At 63.7% G+C, this 16,926-nt stretch carries 16 protein-coding genes; 8 read left to right on the top strand and 8 right to left on the bottom strand.

Annotation, left to right across the window (positions count from 1 at the left end; translation table 11 throughout):
* Positions 1-205: 205 nt before the first annotated feature.
* Positions 206-1,396: a hypothetical protein gene (locus QAZ47_RS22395; RefSeq protein ID WP_278202849.1), complete on the bottom strand. Its 1,191-nt coding sequence runs from the start codon at positions 1,394-1,396 to the stop codon at positions 206-208.
* 434 nt (positions 1,397-1,830) lie between these two features.
* Here QAZ47_RS22395 and parC point away from each other — a divergent pair, with 434 nt between their 5' ends.
* Together parC and QAZ47_RS22385 are read left to right on the top strand one after the other, a co-directional pair.
* Positions 1,831-4,083 (top strand): DNA topoisomerase IV subunit A, encoded by a 2,253-nt coding sequence (gene parC, locus QAZ47_RS22390; RefSeq protein WP_278230751.1) that lies wholly within the window; start codon positions 1,831-1,833, stop codon positions 4,081-4,083.
* A gap of 251 nt (positions 4,084-4,334) precedes the next feature.
* Positions 4,335-5,534 (top strand): AI-2E family transporter, encoded by a 1,200-nt coding sequence (locus QAZ47_RS22385; protein ID WP_278230750.1) that lies wholly within the window; start codon positions 4,335-4,337, stop codon positions 5,532-5,534.
* Here QAZ47_RS22385 and QAZ47_RS22380 read toward each other — a convergent pair.
* The 3 genes from QAZ47_RS22380 to QAZ47_RS22370 form a co-directional block, all read right to left on the bottom strand.
* Positions 5,522-6,418: a DMT family transporter gene (locus QAZ47_RS22380; protein ID WP_278230749.1), complete on the bottom strand. Its 897-nt coding sequence runs from the start codon at positions 6,416-6,418 to the stop codon at positions 5,522-5,524. The two genes, QAZ47_RS22385 and QAZ47_RS22380, sit on opposite strands and share 13 nt — an antisense overlap.
* 123 nt (positions 6,419-6,541) lie before the next feature.
* Complete coding sequence (locus tag QAZ47_RS22375) at positions 6,542-7,306, bottom strand: arginyltransferase (protein ID WP_278202842.1); 765 nt, start codon at positions 7,304-7,306, stop codon at positions 6,542-6,544.
* 140 nt (positions 7,307-7,446) lie between these two features.
* Complete coding sequence (locus QAZ47_RS22370) at positions 7,447-7,917, bottom strand: RDD family protein (RefSeq protein WP_278230748.1); 471 nt, start codon at positions 7,915-7,917, stop codon at positions 7,447-7,449.
* A 199-nt stretch (positions 7,918-8,116) separates the two neighbouring features.
* On the opposite strand from QAZ47_RS22370, the gene sthA reads away from it, so the two are divergent.
* On the top strand, positions 8,117-9,505 hold the full coding sequence (gene sthA / locus QAZ47_RS22365; RefSeq protein ID WP_278230747.1) for a Si-specific NAD(P)(+) transhydrogenase: 1,389 nt from the start codon (positions 8,117-8,119) through the stop codon (positions 9,503-9,505).
* Positions 9,506-9,579: 74 nt separating this feature from the next.
* Here sthA and QAZ47_RS22360 read toward each other — a convergent pair whose 3' ends face one another.
* Positions 9,580-10,239, bottom strand: a complete 660-nt coding sequence (locus QAZ47_RS22360; RefSeq protein WP_278230746.1) for an alpha/beta hydrolase — start codon at positions 10,237-10,239, stop codon at positions 9,580-9,582.
* Between the two features lie 202 nt (positions 10,240-10,441).
* Here QAZ47_RS22360 and opgC point away from each other — a divergent pair, with 202 nt between their 5' ends.
* The gene (opgC, locus tag QAZ47_RS22355; RefSeq protein WP_278230745.1) at positions 10,442-11,677 is read left to right on the top strand and encodes an OpgC domain-containing protein; all 1,236 of its coding nucleotides are present in this window, start codon (positions 10,442-10,444) and stop codon (positions 11,675-11,677) included.
* A gap of 55 nt (positions 11,678-11,732) precedes the next feature.
* On the opposite strand, the gene QAZ47_RS22350 is transcribed toward opgC, so the two are convergent.
* Positions 11,733-12,812 carry a substrate-binding domain-containing protein gene (locus tag QAZ47_RS22350; protein ID WP_278230744.1) on the bottom strand — a complete coding sequence of 360 codons (1,080 nt, stop codon included), beginning with the start codon at positions 12,810-12,812 and terminating at the stop codon, positions 11,733-11,735.
* A gap of 178 nt (positions 12,813-12,990) precedes the next feature.
* Here QAZ47_RS22350 and QAZ47_RS22345 point away from each other — a divergent pair, with 178 nt between their 5' ends.
* Positions 12,991-13,134 carry a hypothetical protein gene (locus QAZ47_RS22345; protein WP_278230743.1) on the top strand — a complete coding sequence of 48 codons (144 nt, stop codon included), beginning with the start codon at positions 12,991-12,993 and terminating at the stop codon, positions 13,132-13,134.
* Between the two features lie 56 nt (positions 13,135-13,190).
* Entirely contained in the window at positions 13,191-13,328 is a 138-nt protein-coding gene (locus QAZ47_RS22340) for a hypothetical protein (RefSeq protein WP_278202835.1), read from the top strand.
* A gap of 46 nt (positions 13,329-13,374) precedes the next feature.
* On the opposite strand, the gene QAZ47_RS22335 is transcribed toward QAZ47_RS22340, so the two are convergent.
* Positions 13,375-13,749 carry a DUF423 domain-containing protein gene (locus tag QAZ47_RS22335; RefSeq protein ID WP_278230742.1) on the bottom strand — a complete coding sequence of 125 codons (375 nt, stop codon included), beginning with the start codon at positions 13,747-13,749 and terminating at the stop codon, positions 13,375-13,377.
* A gap of 36 nt (positions 13,750-13,785) precedes the next feature.
* Positions 13,786-15,033: a multidrug efflux MFS transporter gene (locus QAZ47_RS22330; RefSeq protein WP_278230740.1), complete on the bottom strand. Its 1,248-nt coding sequence runs from the start codon at positions 15,031-15,033 to the stop codon at positions 13,786-13,788.
* Between the two features lie 120 nt (positions 15,034-15,153).
* Here QAZ47_RS22330 and QAZ47_RS22325 point away from each other — a divergent pair, with 120 nt between their 5' ends.
* Both QAZ47_RS22325 and QAZ47_RS22320 read left to right on the top strand, forming a co-directional pair.
* Complete coding sequence (locus QAZ47_RS22325; protein WP_278230738.1) at positions 15,154-15,819, top strand: GntR family transcriptional regulator; 666 nt, start codon at positions 15,154-15,156, stop codon at positions 15,817-15,819.
* Between the two features lie 129 nt (positions 15,820-15,948).
* On the top strand, positions 15,949-16,920 hold the full coding sequence (locus QAZ47_RS22320; RefSeq protein WP_278230736.1) for a glycosyl transferase family 90: 972 nt from the start codon (positions 15,949-15,951) through the stop codon (positions 16,918-16,920).
* The last annotated feature ends 6 nt before the right edge of the window (positions 16,921-16,926 follow it).

Below are 16,926 nucleotides of genomic sequence, written 5' to 3'. Positions count from 1 at the left end.
CCGTCACTATACGGGGAGAAATGTCCGGCAGGACAATGAGGGGCAGCGCGGAAACTGGCGATTAGAAGGCGATCATAGCTGCTGATGCCTTCTGACACCCAATCGGTTCAGCATCGAATTTCATATTTGCAGGCGTCGGCGCTGCCCCTCATCCGCCTGCCGGCACCTTCTCCCCGTAGTGACGGGGAGAAGGCAGCTAGTTCGATCAGTTCTCGTTCGCCTTGACCTTGACGCCGAGCGTCTTGGGCAGGTCGAGCGGGTTGGACATGGCGCCCGCCATGATCAGCGCGAACGGCACCGACGACGGCGGCTCGGCCGAGATTTCGAGGCTCTTGGGGTCGTCGAGGAACTTGTTGACCGCGGCCGATACCTCGGCCGTCAGTTCGGGATTGTTGAGTTGCGCCATGCCGAACGGCACGATCGCCTTGGCCTGGTTGGCGACGTCCTTGGCCGACATGCCCTGCTGCTTGCCGACATAGTCGAGCACCTTGCTGGTCAGCGAGGCGTCATCGAAGCGAACCGATGCGCCGTTGAACGAAAGCTGCTGCAAAAGACCAAGCATGGCCATGCCCTGCGCTGAGTTGTCGGCGCCCTCGGGCTGCGCGGCGAGTTGCTTCTGCATGGCCTGCATCGACTTGATGAAGTCGAGCGTGTAGCCGCCGAGATTGAAGGTCATGCCGAGCTTGCCGGCATTGTCGACGGCGATGTCATATTTCGATAGCTCCATCTTGCCGTCGCTGGGCTGCCAGGTGCCCGCCATCGAGATGTTGCCGGAGATGTTCTGGTAGCCGAGCGCCTCGATCGCTTCCTTCGACTTCGGGTCGTCGACCAGCGTCAGGTCGGCATTGAACTTTCCCGTGTTGGCGGTGAAGTCCATCGCCTTGCCGTCGGCCGGTGGGGTGATCTGGACGGCAAGCTCATCCATCGAGAAGGCCGTCTTGTCGCCGACCTTGACCGTCAAGTTGGAGAGCTCGGCCGACTTGTACATCACCAGCGAGCCAAGCGGGTCGGTGCTGCCCTCGGGCGGCACCTTCATGTCGTGGATGATGAAGGGGCTGAGATTGAGCGTCACGCCGTCCTGGGTGCGCTCGAAGGCGGAGGTCGAGACGGTCGCGATGTCGAAGCCGCCATTGGCCTCGGTGACGCCCTCCAGCTTCACGTCGCCGATCGGCAGCGCCTCCTTCTCGGCAGCCGGCTTGATGGAGACGCCCTGTAATACGACGTTCGAATCGTCACCCGTGACACCGGTCCAGGAAATATCGACGCCCTGGGCTGCAAGCGTTGCCTTGACGCGCTCGGCCACGGCCGGATCGGCGGCGAGGGCGGCGTTGAGCGGCAGGGTCAGCAGAAAGGTTGAAAAAGCCAGTTTCTTGAGCATTGAGCGTTGGATTGTCATTTGGCGAGTTCCCTGTCCTGAAAAGTGTTTTTAATTCCTGCCCCATCACCATTCCGCGACGAACGGGACGGGAAAAAGGCGTTTCCCGGCACATTTGTCGAAAAGGGCGATGAAAAGCAAACCCGGCCGGCACGCTTTGCATGGTGCGGTGAATTTGTCATGAAGACCGCGGCTCTCCTCCGCCCGCGTTGCATGCTCAGATCGCGTTGCTTGCCCAGATAGAGGGCGCATGTAACAGATTGATGTTGGCCGGCGCCCCGGCACAGCCGATGCCGGTTGCAGATTGCCGGCAAACTGGAATGTTCGCCTTGCCGCTTCCGTGAAATCCTTCACATCGCCGGTTGCGGTTTCGCCTGCCCGCATCGCGCGCGACGAATCCGCCGACTCCCAACCCGGCGCTTGCCGCGAATCACCCGCTCGGCTAGTCCAAATCCATGGGAAAAAGGCATTTGCCGCCCGAAGATGGTGGCGGCGACAACATCGAACCGGTCGATCTGAAGGAAGCGCTCGAGAAGCGCTATCTGGCCTATGCGCTGTCGACCATCATGCACCGGGCATTGCCGGATGTGCGCGACGGGCTGAAGCCGGTCCATCGCCGCATCATGCACGCCATGCGGCTCCTGCGGCTGAATCCCGATCAGGGCTTCGCCAAATGCGCCCGCATCGTCGGCGAGGTGATGGGCAAGTTCCATCCGCATGGCGACCAGTCGATCTACGACGCGCTGGTGCGCCTCGCCCAGGATTTTTCCATGCGCTACCCACTGGTCGACGGGCAGGGCAATTTCGGCAATATCGACGGCGATAACGCCGCCGCCATGCGCTACACCGAAGCGCGCATGACGGAGGTGGCGACCGAGCTGCTTGCCGGCATCACCGAGGACGCCGTCGACTACCGGCCGACCTATAATGAGGAGGACGAGGAGCCGTCGGTTCTGCCCGGCGCCTTCCCGAACCTGCTCGCCAACGGCTCGTCCGGCATTGCGGTGGGCATGGCGACCTCGATCCCGCCGCACAATGCCGCCGAGCTTTGCGACGCGGCGCTGCATCTGATCGAGCATCCTGACGCGCCGGTGGCGAAGCTGATGGATTTCGTCCAGGGACCGGATTTCCCGACCGGCGGCATCATCGTCGACAGCCGCGCCTCGATTCTCGAAGCCTATGAGAGCGGCCGCGGCGGTTTTCGCGTGCGCGCCAAGTGGGGGCAGGAGGACCAGGGCAGGGGCACCTGGAGCATCGTCGTCACCGAAATTCCCTACGGCGTCCAGAAAGCCAGGCTGATCGAGAAGATCGCCGAGCTCCTGATGGCGCGCAAGCTGCCGCTGCTCGAAGACATTCGCGACGAGAGCGCCGAGGACATCCGTATCGTGCTGGTGCCGAAGAGCCGCACCGTCGATCCCGGCATCCTGATGGAATCGTTGTTCAAGCTCACCGAGCTCGAAAGCCGATTCCCGCTCAACATGAACGTGCTGTCGCGCGGCAAGGTGCCGAACGTGCTCTCGCTCAAGGGCGTGCTCAAGGAATGGCTCGACCACCGCCGCGAGGTGCTGATCCGCCGCTCGCGGTATCGCCTGGGCGAGATCGAGAAGCGCCTGGAAATCCTCGCCGGCTATCTCATCGCCTATCTCAACATCGACGAGGTGATCAGGATCATCCGCGAGGAGGATGAGCCCAAGCAGGTGATGATGGCCCGCTGGTCGCTCACCGACAACCAGGCCGAAGCAATCCTCAACATGCGGCTGCGGGCCCTGCGCAAGCTCGAAGAGATCGAAATCCGCAAGGAGCACGACGGCCTCACCGAGGAGAAGAAGCAGATCGAGGCGCTGCTGGCGTCGGACGCCAAGCAATGGGCGACGATCCGTTGGGAAGTCACCAAGGTCCGCGATCAGTTCGGGCCCGAGACCGAGCTCGGCAAGCGCCGCACCCAGTTCGCCGACGCGCCGGAGCATGATCTGACCGACATCGCGCATGCCATGATCGAGCGCGAGCCGGTCACCGTCGTGGTTTCGGAAAAGGGCTGGCTGCGCGCGATGAAAGGTCACCTGACCGACCATTCGCAGCTTGCCTTCAAGGAAGGCGACAGCCTGAAGCTCGCCTTCCATGCGCAGACCACGGACAAGATCCTGGTCTTCACCACCGGCGGCAAGTTCTACACCATCGGCGCCGACCGGCTGCCGGGCGGACGCGGCCATGGCGAGCCGATCCGCATCATCGTCGACATGGAGAACGACCAGGACATCGTCACCGCCTTCGTCCATGATCCGAAGCGCAAGCTGCTCCTGGTCTCATATGATGCGAACGGTTTCGTCGTCTCCGAGGAAGAGGTCGTCGCCAACACCCGCAAGGGCAAGCAGGTGATGAACGTCAAGGCGCCGGACGAGGCCAAGCGCTGCGTTCCGGTCGCGGGCGACCACCTCGCCATCGTCGGCGAGAACCGCAAGATGCTGATCTTCCCGCTCGCCGAAATCCCGGAGATGGCGCGCGGCAAGGGCGTGCGCCTGCAGAAATACAAGGATGGCGGCGTGCTGGACCTGAAAACCTTCACGATTGCAGCGGGGCTCACCTGGCAGGATTCGGCCGACCGCACCTTCACCAAGTCGCGCGAGGAACTGGCCGAATGGATCGGCGCCCGCGCCGCCGCCGGCCGCATAGTGCCGAAGGGTTTCCCGAGGACGGGGAAATTTGGGTAGCGAGGCGCCCAACCTTCTCCCCTTGTGGGAGAAGGTGGCCGAGCGAAGCTCGGTCGGATGAGGGGTGTTCCAGGGAACGCCAACGTCTCATTCCGTCCAGCACCCCTCATCCGTCTCGGCGCTGCGCGCCGATCCACCTTCTCCCACAAGGGGAGAAGGAAAAGTAGCTATTTGGACTATCGTCACGATTGCTGCACTATCATGGTGCATAAGCCTTTATCGAATTTGTCGGGCAGGGGAGAAACGCCGGGTTGAAGCGGGCTGAAATCCAGAAGCCGGGACAGCGCCTGTTCGGTCTGTCGACACCGATCAGGGCGGCCGTCATCCCGCCGCTGTCGGCGGCGCGCTGGCTCCTGGTGCTGATCGTTGCCGCCGGCGTCTATTTCTTCCACGGCTTCCTGTTCCCTGTGCTTGCGGCGCTCGTCATTGCTTTCGCCAGCTGGCCGCTCTACCGCAGGCTGCTTGCCGCCGTCGGCGGCAACCGCACTATCGGCGCGACTTTTGCCATCCTCTTCATCCTGACCTTCCTGGTGGTGCCGATCGCGCTTGCCGGGACCTATGCAATCAACGAGCTTCGCGAATGGGTGGTATGGGCGATCGAAACCAATCGCCATGGCTCGGCGACACCGCAATGGATCGCCACCATGCCGGTGATCGGCGAGTGGTTGAACGAGCAGTGGACGGAAAATCTCGGCCATCCCGGCGGCATCGGCGAATTGATCCAGATGGTGAGCGGCTCCAATATCGGCACCATCTACCGCGGCGCGCTGGCGGCCGGCGGCAGCGCCTTCGGCCTGGTCCTGACGCTGCTGTTCATGCTGATCGCACTGTTCTTCGCCTATCGCGATGGCGAGGCTTTCGCGGCCCAGGTCGATCGTCTCGGCGAGCGCATCCTGCCGGCGCGCTGGGAGCGCATTTCGCGCGTCGTGCCGGCCACCATCTCGTCGACCGTCACCGGCATGACCATCATCGCCATCGGCGAAGGCCTGGTGCTCGGCATCGCATACTGGCTGGCCGGCGTGCCGTCGCCGGTGACGCTCGGCGCGCTCACCGGCATCATGGCGCTGATCCCGGGCGGTGCCCCGCTTTCCTTCACGCTGGTATCGATCTATCTCGCCGCCAGCGGCAAGCTGTTCGCCGGCATGGCGCTGTTCGTCTGGGGCGCGGTCGAGCTCTTCGTCGTCGACAAGACGTTGCGCCCGAAGCTGGTCGGCGGGCCGATCAAGCTGCCGTTCCTGCCGACCTTTTTCGGCCTGATCGGCGGCGTCAAGACGATGGGCTTCCTCGGCCTGTTCATCGGTCCGGTGCTGATGGCGCTGCTCGTCGCCATCTGGCGCGAATGGCTGCGCGAGGTCGAGATGATGGACGAACAGGCGCGCGCCGCCGACGAAGAGAGAGGGCCGCCACGGATCGAGGCGGCGCCCGAAGCCAGGAAAATTCAGGCAGGGTGAACCACGGCCAGCGCCGCGCGCCGTTTGCGGCCCTCATGCAATTGCCAGAGCGAATGGGCAACCAGCGTCACGATCAGGATCGTGCCGCCGATCAGGCTGTTGCGCGACGGCGTCTCGGCAAAGATCAGCCACACCCAGATCGGGGCCAGCACGGTCTCGAGCAGATAGAACATCGCCACCTCCGGCCCTGAGATGTATTTCGGTCCATTGGCGAGGCAGAAGAACGAGATCGGCATGATCACGGCGCCGTTGAAGATGATCCACCATGGCTGGTTGACGTGAAGGCCTTCGCCCGAGACCATGAACAAGGCGACCGCCAGCGGCAGGACGACGCCGACGAGCGCGGTAAAGCCCATATCCTTGCCGCTGGCGCGCGAGATGGTGATGGCCAAAGCGACGAAGAAAGTCGAGCACAGCGCCATGAAATCGCCGAACAGATGCCCCGTGCCGACCGAACCGCCGACGATGATCAGCACGCCAAGGATCATTGCGAACATGGCGACTACAGTTCCGAGCCGGGGCCTTTCGCGCAGGAACAGCCACGACAGCAGCGCAGCGAACACCGTGTTGAAGGCGAGGATGAAGACGAGATCGGCGGTCGAGGTGTGGTAGACGGCGGTGACGAAGGTAACGCCGGTCAAACCGTAGCACAGCGCCGCGGCAAGCCCTGACCAGCCGGGAATGAGCCTTGGCGCATCGCTGCGCAGTGCACGCCAGACAGCCCAGACCACCAAGGCGGCGACGAGCGTGGTGCCGGTGCGCAGCATCATGATGGTCCAGGGGCTGCCGTCGGCCAGCCGGATCAGCGGGATGTCGACGGTGAGCGTCAATCCGCCGAAGGCAGTGATCAGCAGGCCCTTCTGGTGATCGGTATGGGTGGACACTCGGCAATCTCGCAATAATCTTGAGGAGGCGCACGGCGGCCATGCGTCGGCCCTTTCAGCCTGACGACCGAAAGGCCGGCATCCTCCTCCCTGAAACAGTTTAAGGGTGAAAGATGAAGCGGATCAGCGACTGACCGCTTCGTGGTCGTAGCGTTCCCAGCCTTTCGGGCCGAGATGCTCCTGCGGCATGAAGCGCATCTTATAGCTCATCTTGCGCGAGCCGTTGACCCAGTAGCCGAGATAGACGTGGGGCAGTCCCATCGCATTGGCGCGGGCGATGTGGTCGAGGATCATGAAAGTGCCGAGCGAACGGTCCTCGAAATCGGGATTGAAATAGGAATAGACCATCGACAGACCGTCGGCCATCTTGTCGGTCAGCGCGACCGCAATCAATTCACCCTGACCCTTGCCGGTGATGAAGGTGTCCGGGCCGCGGCGCCGGTATTCGATGATCTTGGTATCGACATGCGTGTCCTCGACCATCATCGCATAGTCTAGCACGGTCATGTCGGACATGCCGCCGCGGCGATGGCGGGCGTCGAGATAGGCGCGGAACAGCGAGTACTGCTCGGTCGACGGCTGGGCGTCGTGCATGGCGCCGATCAGATCGGCATTGCGCTGGACCACGCGGCGCATGTTGCGGCTGGCGGTGAACTCCTGCGCCAGGATCCGCACCGACACGCAGGCGCGGCAGGACTCGCAGGCCGGCCGGTAGGCGATGTTCTGTGAGCGCCGGAAGCCGCCCTGGGTCAACAGGTCGTTCATCTCGGGGGCCTTGTCGCCGACAAGGTGCGTGAACACCTTGCGCTCGAACTGGCCCTCAAGGTAGGGGCACGGCGACGGCGCGGTCAGGAAGAACTGCGGCGACTGGGTCGGATGCTGCGTCATCGATTCTTGGAAACGCTCCTGCGAATCGCCCTACCTTTGGCCCGACCGGGGAAAAATTCAACAGGATTGTGCGGCCGCGGCCGGTCAAGGCTGTTCATATTTTAGCATAACCGCCGTGGTGATGGCGGTCGCGGACACCGCTAAATGTCGGTGCGCGTGACGACGGTGCCCAGAAGCAGGTCATGCAGCGTGCGCTTACGATCCGAAAACAGCGTGACCAGCAGCACCAGCGGCGTCAGGATGACGTTGGCGGCCCAGAACAACACCGAATGCACCACCGCTGTCAGGCCGTCGATGCGCGTGCCGTCGAGCTTGTCGAGCCGGATGCCCATGATCTTCATGCCGGTCGTGGCCTGGTCGCGGCTGCCCAACGTATTCCAGATGTAGAGGATGGCAACCGCCGGCACCAGCACGGAAAACAGTGCCCAGCCGAGGCCGAAGGTCAAAAGGCCAAGCACGGCGACCAGTATCGCGAAGGGGATGGTGAGCAGCGCAACGATGAAATAGTCGAGGATGAAGGCGAAGATGCGCCTTGTGCGCACGCCGCGATAGGCGCGCGTGTCCTCGAACCTCGTGGTGATGATCTCGCCGTCAAGAACGCGCGCGTTCATGTCATATCCTCGTAATTGGCCCGAAATAGGTGTCGGCCATTCGCCACTGAAATGGTGAAAGCCGGCGGCGGAATCAAGATCGACGACCGGTGACGCATGCGCGACAAGCCGTGGTGAGCCGGGGCGCTATGGTTGAATTCATGGCGCGGATCGCGTTAGCTTGCTGCGGCGCAGCAAGACGCCGAGGGGATGGGGAAATATGGATTACGACATGCTTGTCATCGGCAGCGGCCCCTCCGGGCGCCGCGCCGCGGTGCAGTCGGCCAAGCTTGGCAAATCGGTGCTGGTGGTCGACAGGGGCCGTCGCCTCGGCGGCGTCTCGGTGCACACCGGCACAATTCCGTCGAAAACGCTGCGCGAGACGGTGCTCAACCTTTCCGGCTGGCGCGAGCGCGGCTTCTACGGCCGCGGCTACCGGGTCAAGCAGGATATTTCGATCGCCGATCTCGTCGATCGCCTGCACAAGACGCTCGACCACGAGGTCGAGGTGCTGCAGCACCAGTTCATGCGCAATACCGTGAGGAGTGCGCGCGCCGCAGTCAAATTCCTTGGCCCCAATCGGGTCAGCCTGACGGCGGATAACGGTGACTACAGCGAAGTCGGTTTCGCCAACGCGCTGATCGCCGTCGGCACCAGGCCGCATCGCCCAGGGGACGTGCCGTTCGACAAGAAGCGCATCTTCGACAGCGACGAGATGCTGGAACTCCACCATCTGCCGCGCACGCTGACAGTGATCGGCGCCGGTGTCATCGGCGTCGAATACGCGACCATCTTCTCGGCGCTGGACGTGCCGGTCACGCTGGTCGAGCCGCGCAGCACCATCCTCGATTTCATCGATCGCGAGATCGTCGACGACTTCATCCACCAGATGCGCGATCGTGGCATGACCATTCGCCTCGGCAGCACGGTCAAGGAAATCGCTTCGAAGCCGGATCATGCCGAGGTGACGCTGGCCGACGGCCGCACCATCCGTTCCGAGATGGTGCTCTACGCCGCCGGCCGCACCGGCAACGTCGCCAGCCTCGGCCTGGAGATGGTTGGCATCGAAGCCGATGGGAGAGGTCGCATCAAGGTCGACCCGCAAACGTTCCAGACCAGTGCGCCGAATATCTATGCCGCCGGCGACGTCATCGGCTTCCCAAGCCTGGCCTCGACCTCCATGGAGCAGGGCAGGGTGGCTGCCTGTCACGCTTTCGGCGTCACCCTGCCGCCGGCGCCGGAAACCTTTCCCTACGGCATCTATGCCGTGCCGGAAATCTCGACCGTCGGCCAGTCGGAGGAACAGGTGCGCGAGAGCGGGATCGCCTACGAGGTCGGCGTTGCGCGTTTCCGCGAGACCTCACGTGGCCACATCATGGGTGTCAGCAGCGGCTTCCTGAAGCTCCTGTTCTCGGTCGAGACCCGCCGCCTGCTCGGCGCCCATATCGTCGGCGAGGGCGCCACCGAGCTCATCCATATCGGCCAGGCGGTGATCAATCTCGGCGGTACCGTCGACTTCTTCGTCAACAACACCTTCAACTATCCGACGCTGGCCGAAGCCTACAAGATCGCCGGCCTGGATGCCTGGAACAGGATGGGTCAGGGCTGAGTGGCCCTAGACGGAGCCGGCTACACCGGAGTCGGCTGCCATGTCGGCACGCGAATTCCGCGTCAGGAGTGCAGTCAGGTGGCCGGGTTAGCTCCGGCAAGCCATTGCCGCGCGATCATGGCGTCCGCATCGCCGAATTCATGGCCGGAGGCGACGATGCGCGCATCGACCTCGGCGCCGTGCTCGCTGAGCAGCGTCACCAGGGCCGGCGCGAAGGGGCCGTAGGTCTGGTCTGTCGCGCCGGCGATGATCAGCACCCGCGTGCCGGAAAGGTCGGTCGCCGGCGCGTCGTCGAGCACCGGCATCGCTCTCAATAATGCCGCCTGCCGCACCAGCCCGGGATGAAGCAGCATGAGCGTGGAAACCAGATTGGCGCCGTTCGAATAGCCGAGGAAGGTCGCGCGTGAAAAATCGAGATCGTGGCGCTCGGCGGCTTCGGTTGCGAATTCAGCGAAGGCGGCCGTCTCCGCGCGGATGCTCGACTGCTCGAAGCTGGTCGGCGTGATTCGCTCGAACCAACGGAAACCGTCCTCCTGCCGGATGCGGCCGCGCGCCGCGACAAGCACCGCGCGCGGCGCGATCTGCCTTGCCAGCGGCGCCAGCGTCGTTTCGTCCACGCCCGATCCATGCAGCACGAAAAGGCAGTCGCAGCTCGCATTTGCCGGTCTCATCAAGCGGTAGGGAAAAGGCAGATCATGATGCAGCACGCTGTTTTTATTGGCATGTTCGGACATGATCACATCCTGTTGATTTTATGGTGATTTCGTTGATTTGCCGGCTTCAAAACGGAATGTTTTCAAGCTCCGCGAAAGTTGATTGAACCGGGCGCATTTCAGGCCGTTTCTGCGCCGATACCCTCCCGACGGGAGGAATCGAAGCGGTGCGTCGGGGGTCGCATTGCTGGACATGAAACACCAGCTCTGAGGCCTTTTGTCGATGACCATCCCCGTTTCTCAGCGCGATACGCGAGCCGACGATCGCGACACGCCTACCAAGGACCGTGATACGCGCATCAACCAGCGCGACACGCGTATCGACGTGCTGCGCGCGCTCGCCTTGCTCACCATTTTCGTCGACCATGTGCCGGGCACCGTCTTCGAAAACCTGACCTATAAGAATCTCGGCTTTTCCGACGCGGCCGAGGCCTTTGTGCTGATCTCCGGCATCTCCGTGGCGCTCGCCTATGGCAGCAAGTTCAAGCCAGGCGGCAGGCTGCTGGCGACGCTTAAGATGTGGCGGCGCGCCGGCGTGCTCTACGTCACCCATATCGTCATCACCATGGCGGTGATCGCCCTGTTCTGCGCTACGGCGGTGTTTGCCCACCGGCCGGAGCTGTTGAAGATGATCAACATCGAGCCGCTGATGAGGAACACGCCGGAAGTGCTGCTCGGCATCGTCACGCTCGGTCACCAGCTCGGCTACAACAACATCCTGCCGGTTTATGCCGCGCTGCTTCTGGCGGCGCCGGCCTTCGTGCTGTTCGTCAGCTGCAGGCCCGTGGCGGCACTGACGGTGTCCGGCCTGCTGTGGCTGGTTGCCGGGATCTGGCAGATCGCGCCGCCGAACTATCCCGAACCGGGTCTCTGGTTCTTGAACCCGCTGTCCTGGCAATTCCTGTTCAATATCGGCCTTGCCGCCATGCTGCACGTCAAGCGCGGCGGCACCATCCCCGTGAACCGGTGGCTGGTGGGCTTCGCCGGCGTCTACGTGGCCGGCGCGGCGATCTGGGTGCACAGCCCGCTCTGGGGTCATATCACCTGGTTCAACCTGCCGGTTGTGATCGGCGGTTTCGACAAGACCTTCCTGTCGCTGCCGCGGCTGCTGCACATCCTGGCCGTCAGCTATCTGATCGTGGCTCTGCCGGCCGTGTCGAACTTGTTCCGCGCCAAGCCCGACAATCCGCTGGCGATCCTCGGCAAGCGCTCGCTGCCGGTGTTCATTGCCGGAACGCTGATCGCCATGGTTGCGCAGGTGCTGAAGCTGATCAATCCGGGCGGGCTCGCCTTTGACACGCTGCTGATCGCGGCCGGCATCGCCATGCAGTTCGCGCTGGCGCTCTATCTCGAATGGTTCGCCGGTCTCGGTCCGGCTCGCGCCAAGCCGGCACGCGGGGAGTCCGCGCGCGCCGCGTTCGGCGCGCAACCGGTACCGGCGAGGATTGGCGGGTACTGAAATAAAATCCAGGAAAGCAGTAGTTCAGCTACCTAGCTGAACTGCTGGGAATTGTTCAGCTTTTCGGCGCAGGGCCGGTAGAGGCCCTGACGACGAGCTCGACGCCCATCGTCTCACGCCGCACCGTGCCGTCGAAGTCGAGGATCATGTGAGCAGCCCGGCGGCCGATCTCGGTGATCGGCTGGGCAATCGTGGTCAGCGGCGGGTCGCTTAGCGCGCCGTCCGGCACGCCGTCGAAGCCGACGATGGAAACATCCTCCGGCACCTTGAGGCCCCGCTTGGCCAACCATTCGATGGCGATCAAGGCCATCCTGTCGGACATCGCCAGGATGGCGGTCGGCCGCTCGCCGCGGGTGAAGATCGCTTCGAGCCCGGCCCTGGTGCTTTTTTCTTCGTTCTCGGTTTCGAAGATTGGGATCTTTGTCGTGTCGATACCGAAGCGGGACAGTTCCTCGAAATAGCCGGCGAGACGATCACGCGTTCCCGTATAGACCGCCGATCGGACCATTTCCGGCGTGACGAAACCGGTGCGTTCCTCGCCGAGGGTCAGCGACAGAACCGCGAAGCGACGGTGGCCGAGTTCGGCGACATGGCGCGCGGCGAGTCGCCCGCCGGCGACATTGTCGACGCCGATCGCCGAAATGGTCTCATCGTGAAAGCCGAGTTCCAGCGCCACGAAGGGCAGCCTGCGCTCCCGCGTCAGATCGACGAGGCGCGAGCCGCCTTCGATGCAGAACAGGATGAAGCCATCGACAAGCGCGCTCTGGATGTTCCAGGCGAGCTTTTCCTGGTTGGCGGCCGAGACCAGGGCGATCCCGGCGCCGGTTGCGTCGCAGGCTTCGGAGATGCCGGCCATCATGACGCGGGCGAAGGGATCCTCGAAGAAATAGGAGAGGGGTTCGGTCGTGCCGACGCCGATGGCGTTAACCTTGCCGGCACGCAGCAGCCGGCCCTTCGGATCGGGGCCGGCATAACCCATCGCTTCCGCCACCGCCTTGACCTTTTCGCGCACCTCGGCGCGCACGATCTCCGGGCGGCTGAAGACGTTGGAAGCCGTGCCGTGCGAGACACCGGCCGCCTTGGCGATGTCCGCCAGCCGGATGGGTCGTGCTTGGCCTTCGATAGGTGATGCCATGTCGTTCCTCCGAATCCGGTCACAGAGCCAACATGACCGTGGAATGGTTGCCGGTCATCTAACATTTTTCTTGGATCGATTCAAATTTTCGCTTGACTCCAGTGGCGTGAGGCATATGATTTGAATCGATCCAATGTCGCTTCGGCGATTAGGAGCAAAGTTCGAAGAGGAGGGTGCCATGCATCCGGTCAACTATTTGTTTGAAGACGTCTACCGCAACGATTGGGGCATCGCCTCGGCCGCGCGGAGCGAGCGGCGCCGCGGCGGTGCAAGCCCGTGGAAGCGCGAACCCCATTTCATCGTGAAGCGCAAGCGCGCCTGAAAAATCAGCCTTTTTCGCGTCGATCGATTGGATCGATTCAATTCATGGGGCCAGTCATGCATCCGATCAGCCATCTTTTCCAGGACATCTATCGCAACTATTGGGGCATATCGCCGGCGACCGACCGCCCGGAACGGCAGCGCGCGGCGGAGCCGGCGACGCGCAGACTGAAGCTGCGTCCGGGGCGCAAGTAATCCCGCCGTTTCATTCGCGGCGAGCCCCGCCACGAGGCGGGTCAGTCTAGGGCCGTGGACGCAGTAGCGCCGAGACCGCGATCGCCAGCCAGCCGGCGATAAGCAAGGTGCCGCCGATCGGCGCCGACATCGGGAACAGTCGCGAACCGAGGAAATCCCGGGCGAGCAGGTCGCCCGAGAACAGCAGCAGGCCGACGAGCAGCACCAGGCTTGCGATCCGGAGACACCGGTTGCCGCCGACAAGGCCGATGCCGAGAAAGACCGGCGCATGCATCAACAGGAAGGATGCGGCCGTGCCGGTGAAGACGCCGCCTAAATGCGCGGCGGCGGCCGACAGCGCCACGCCTGCCGCGCCGACGAGGCCGCCGGCCAGCACGAGGACACGGCCGGCGCCGTTTGAGGATTGCCCGGCAAGGCTCATTTCAATGCTCCGTGTTTCGGCGGGCAGGCGCGCCAATCAGGATTCGCCGGCCTCGACCAGCATATGCCGCGCCCGCCGCGACTGGACAATCCAGTTATAGACCGCGCCCAGCGCCATCAGCACGGATGTGCCGAGGAACACCGCCCGCATGCCGAAATGGCCGCCGACGAAGCCGCCGGCGAGCGGCCCCGCTACCTGGCCGACATATTGCGCCGAGATCGACAACCCGAGCACGTTGCCGCCGACGCCGTCCGGGATGTTGTGGCGGATGATGCTGGTGATGCAGGGCAGCAGGCCGCCGAGCGCCAGGCCCATCAGGAAGCGCAGCCCGATGAGCTGCCAGCCGTCGGTGACGAAAGCCTGCGGGATGAGCAGCAGCGCCGAGATCGCGAGCGCGCCGACGACGACATTCCAGTGGCCGACGCAGTCGGCGAGCTTGCCCAGCCATGATGAGGATAGAATGGTGCCGAGCGCGGCCGCCGACATCACCACGCCCGCGACCATCGTCACCTTGCTCTGGTCCTCGACGAGCTGCTGCACATAGACGGTGATGATCGGCTCGATCGACATGGTGGCGAAGGCGAGCAGCATGCCGGTCGTCAGCATGGCGACGACAGGGCGCTTGTCGGGGATCTGCGACCAGCCGCTTTTCGGTTTTGCCGCCGAGACGGGTTTGCGCGCCGGCGGGTTTTCCTTGATCAGGAAAGTCGTGGCCAGGAACGCAAGGAAAATCACACCGCCGGAGAGCAGGAAGGTGGCGCGGATGCCGATCACCGGCGGCAGCACGCCGCCGAGCAGCGGCCCGACCAGCGAGCCCGCGGTGATGCCGGCCGAGAGCACGCCGAGCGCCCAGCCGGAGCGGTCCTTCGGCGTCTGCATCGCCACCAATATCGTTGATCCCGAGGAATAGCCGCCGGCAAAGCCGATGAGGAGCCTCAGCAACACCAATTGCCAGACACTCTCGACCATGCCGGTCAGCGACATGCAGATCGCCATCCCGAACGAGGCGCGCACCAGCATCAGCTTGCGGCCGTAACGGTCGCCGAGCCGCCCCCACAAGGGCGCGACCAGCGCCGCGGCAAAGAAGGTGGCGCCATAGGCAATGCCCGACCATTGCACGATCGCCGCGTGCCCCTCGGCGCCGAGCTGTTCGACGTAAAGCGGCAGGAAGGGCAAGAGCAGCGTCATGGCGATGAGCGTGCTGAACGAGCCGGCGAAGCAGACGGCGAGATTGCGCCGCCAATGGATGCTGTAGCCGCTCTGTTCCGAAGTGTCGTCTGCCATGTCATGCCTGCCCGGTCATCCGGGATTGCTCCGGATACCATTTTGGGATACCAAACTGGTATCCGTCATGAACCCGAACCCAGCCGCTGTCAATGCGGCGTCCGAAAAGTGGAACGAACGATGTCGCAGATGCAGAACGTCGAAAGGCAGCTTCGCGAGATGATCCTCGGGCTGGAGATCGGCCCGGGCGAGCGGCTGACCGAGCGCTGGATCGAAAGCCGCTTCGGCGCCTCGCGCACCCCGGTCAGGGCCGCATTGCTGCGGCTCGAGACCGAAGGGCTGATCGGCCGCGACGGCCGCGGCTGGACCGTGGCGCCGATCAACCTTGCCGAGCTTGGCCAGATCGCCGTCTATCGCGAGGCGGTCGAGGTGGCGGCGGTGAGGCTGACGGCGGCGCTTGAGGACCGCAGCGGGGTCGAGGTGATCGCGGCAATGCTCGATTCCTGCGACGCCGAGACGCCGCGCGAGGAATGGCACCGCGTCGGCATGGATTTTCACATCGAGCTGGCCAGGCTCTCCGGCAATGAATTCCTGTTGCGAGCCGTGCGCGACGCGATGACGAGACTGTCGCGCGCCCGCTGGCTGGAAGTGCGCGACGAGGCGGCATTGGGGCGCGCCTGGGCCGAGCACCATGCCATCCTGGCAGCCGTGCGGAACGGGGACGCCGACGACGCGGCGCGGCTGCTCTCGGCCCATATCGCGGGCAGCCGCGACCGGCTGGTGACATCGCTGCATGAGGATCGGCGCGGCCTGCGCGCCAGGGGTTTCGCCGTCGTCGCTACCTGATTACTCTCTACCGTCGCCCGAATATAAGGACTCTCACAAGTTCGTCACGGCGCGCGGGCTTGCAAGATGTGCGGCGCAATGCTGTAGGAGGTGCGGGGAACAACACCGCACTACTGAAACGACGGACGCATGGCCTCGCCCTTACGCACCGCAGCACGGGTATTTTATTTCATACGCAACATCACGCGCGATGTGGTGCCGCAGGCTCTCTTTCGCCAGCGCCTGGCTGGCCGCCTGCGGCAGGCGAAGCTCTCCGGCAAAACGGTCCGTGATCGAGTCAACTACTACAACAGGCTCGACCATAGCTTCGTGCCGAGCGCGGCGGCCGTACCGGCCGGTCAAATACCCAAGTTCGGCAGCATGTATTATTACGATCTGAAGGAGTTCGCGCGCTACTTCGATCGCGGCCTGCTCATCGATCTCGAGTTCGGCGATGTCGTTAACGTGCCCAGGATGCCGGCGATTGTCAAGGATCGGCCTATCCGTGACGACAACGGCAATGCCGTGATCATGAAGCTCGACAAGTTCCGTCATTTCCGGTTTCCCCGCGACAGCTTGTCCTTCGCCGACAAGCGCCCGATGGCGGTCTGGCGCGGCGATCTCAACAATCCGATCCGGAAGCGGTTCGTCGATGCCGTGCGCGGTTTGCCGGTTTGCGATGCGGGCTCGCCCAAGCCGAGCGCGCCGGAGAACTACCGCAAGCCCTACCTCACGATCCCGCAGCAGCTGCAGTTCCGCTACATCGTCTCGCTCGAAGGCAACGACGTGGCGACGAACCTGAAATGGATCATGAGCTCGAATTCGCTCTGCCTGATGCCGCCTCCGACCTACGAGACATGGTTCGCCGAAGCTGAGCTCGAGGCCAATGTCCACTACGTGCCGCTGGCGCCGGATTTTTCGGATGTCGCCGACAAGATCGCCTATTTCGAAAAGCATCCTGCGGAAGCCCAACGCATCACAACGGCGGCAAACGCCTACTGCCGCCGGTTCAGCAACGAAAAGGACGAGCGGGCGGTCTCGCTGCTCGTCCTCTACAAATATTTCGTGCTGAGCGGCCAGATCGAACCCGATCCGGAAGTCTGGCGCTACATCACAGGCTGACGGTCC

It is taken from the genome of Mesorhizobium sp. WSM4904, from assembly GCF_029674545.1.
Classification (GTDB): domain Bacteria; phylum Pseudomonadota; class Alphaproteobacteria; order Rhizobiales; family Rhizobiaceae; genus Mesorhizobium.
The sequence above is the reverse complement of the archived record's forward strand: the minus strand, read 5'-3'. Positions and strand labels throughout refer to the sequence as shown.

Bases quoted from the DNA above. Each gene is read 5' to 3' on its own strand.
- QAZ47_RS22395 (WP_278202849.1), bottom strand. From the start codon at position 1,396: ATGACAATCCAACGCTCAATGCTCAAGAAACTGGCTTTTTCAACCTTT.
- opgC (WP_278230745.1), top strand. From the start codon at position 10,442: ATGACCATCCCCGTTTCTCAGCGCGATACGCGAGCCGACGATCGCGAC.
- QAZ47_RS22350 (WP_278230744.1), bottom strand. From the start codon at position 12,812: ATGGCATCACCTATCGAAGGCCAAGCACGACCCATCCGGCTGGCGGAC.
- sthA (WP_278230747.1), top strand. From the start codon at position 8,117: ATGGATTACGACATGCTTGTCATCGGCAGCGGCCCCTCCGGGCGCCGC.
- QAZ47_RS22330 (WP_278230740.1), bottom strand. From the start codon at position 15,033: ATGGCAGACGACACTTCGGAACAGAGCGGCTACAGCATCCATTGGCGG.
- QAZ47_RS22370 (WP_278230748.1), bottom strand. From the start codon at position 7,917: ATGAACGCGCGCGTTCTTGACGGCGAGATCATCACCACGAGGTTCGAG.
- parC (WP_278230751.1), top strand. From the start codon at position 1,831: ATGGGAAAAAGGCATTTGCCGCCCGAAGATGGTGGCGGCGACAACATC.
- QAZ47_RS22360 (WP_278230746.1), bottom strand. From the start codon at position 10,239: ATGTCCGAACATGCCAATAAAAACAGCGTGCTGCATCATGATCTGCCT.
- QAZ47_RS22375 (WP_278202842.1), bottom strand. From the start codon at position 7,306: ATGACGCAGCATCCGACCCAGTCGCCGCAGTTCTTCCTGACCGCGCCG.
- QAZ47_RS22335 (WP_278230742.1), bottom strand. From the start codon at position 13,749: ATGAGCCTTGCCGGGCAATCCTCAAACGGCGCCGGCCGTGTCCTCGTG.
- QAZ47_RS22320 (WP_278230736.1), top strand. From the start codon at position 15,949: ATGGCCTCGCCCTTACGCACCGCAGCACGGGTATTTTATTTCATACGC.
- QAZ47_RS22340 (WP_278202835.1), top strand. From the start codon at position 13,191: ATGCATCCGATCAGCCATCTTTTCCAGGACATCTATCGCAACTATTGG.
- QAZ47_RS22325 (WP_278230738.1), top strand. From the start codon at position 15,154: ATGTCGCAGATGCAGAACGTCGAAAGGCAGCTTCGCGAGATGATCCTC.
- QAZ47_RS22345 (WP_278230743.1), top strand. From the start codon at position 12,991: ATGCATCCGGTCAACTATTTGTTTGAAGACGTCTACCGCAACGATTGG.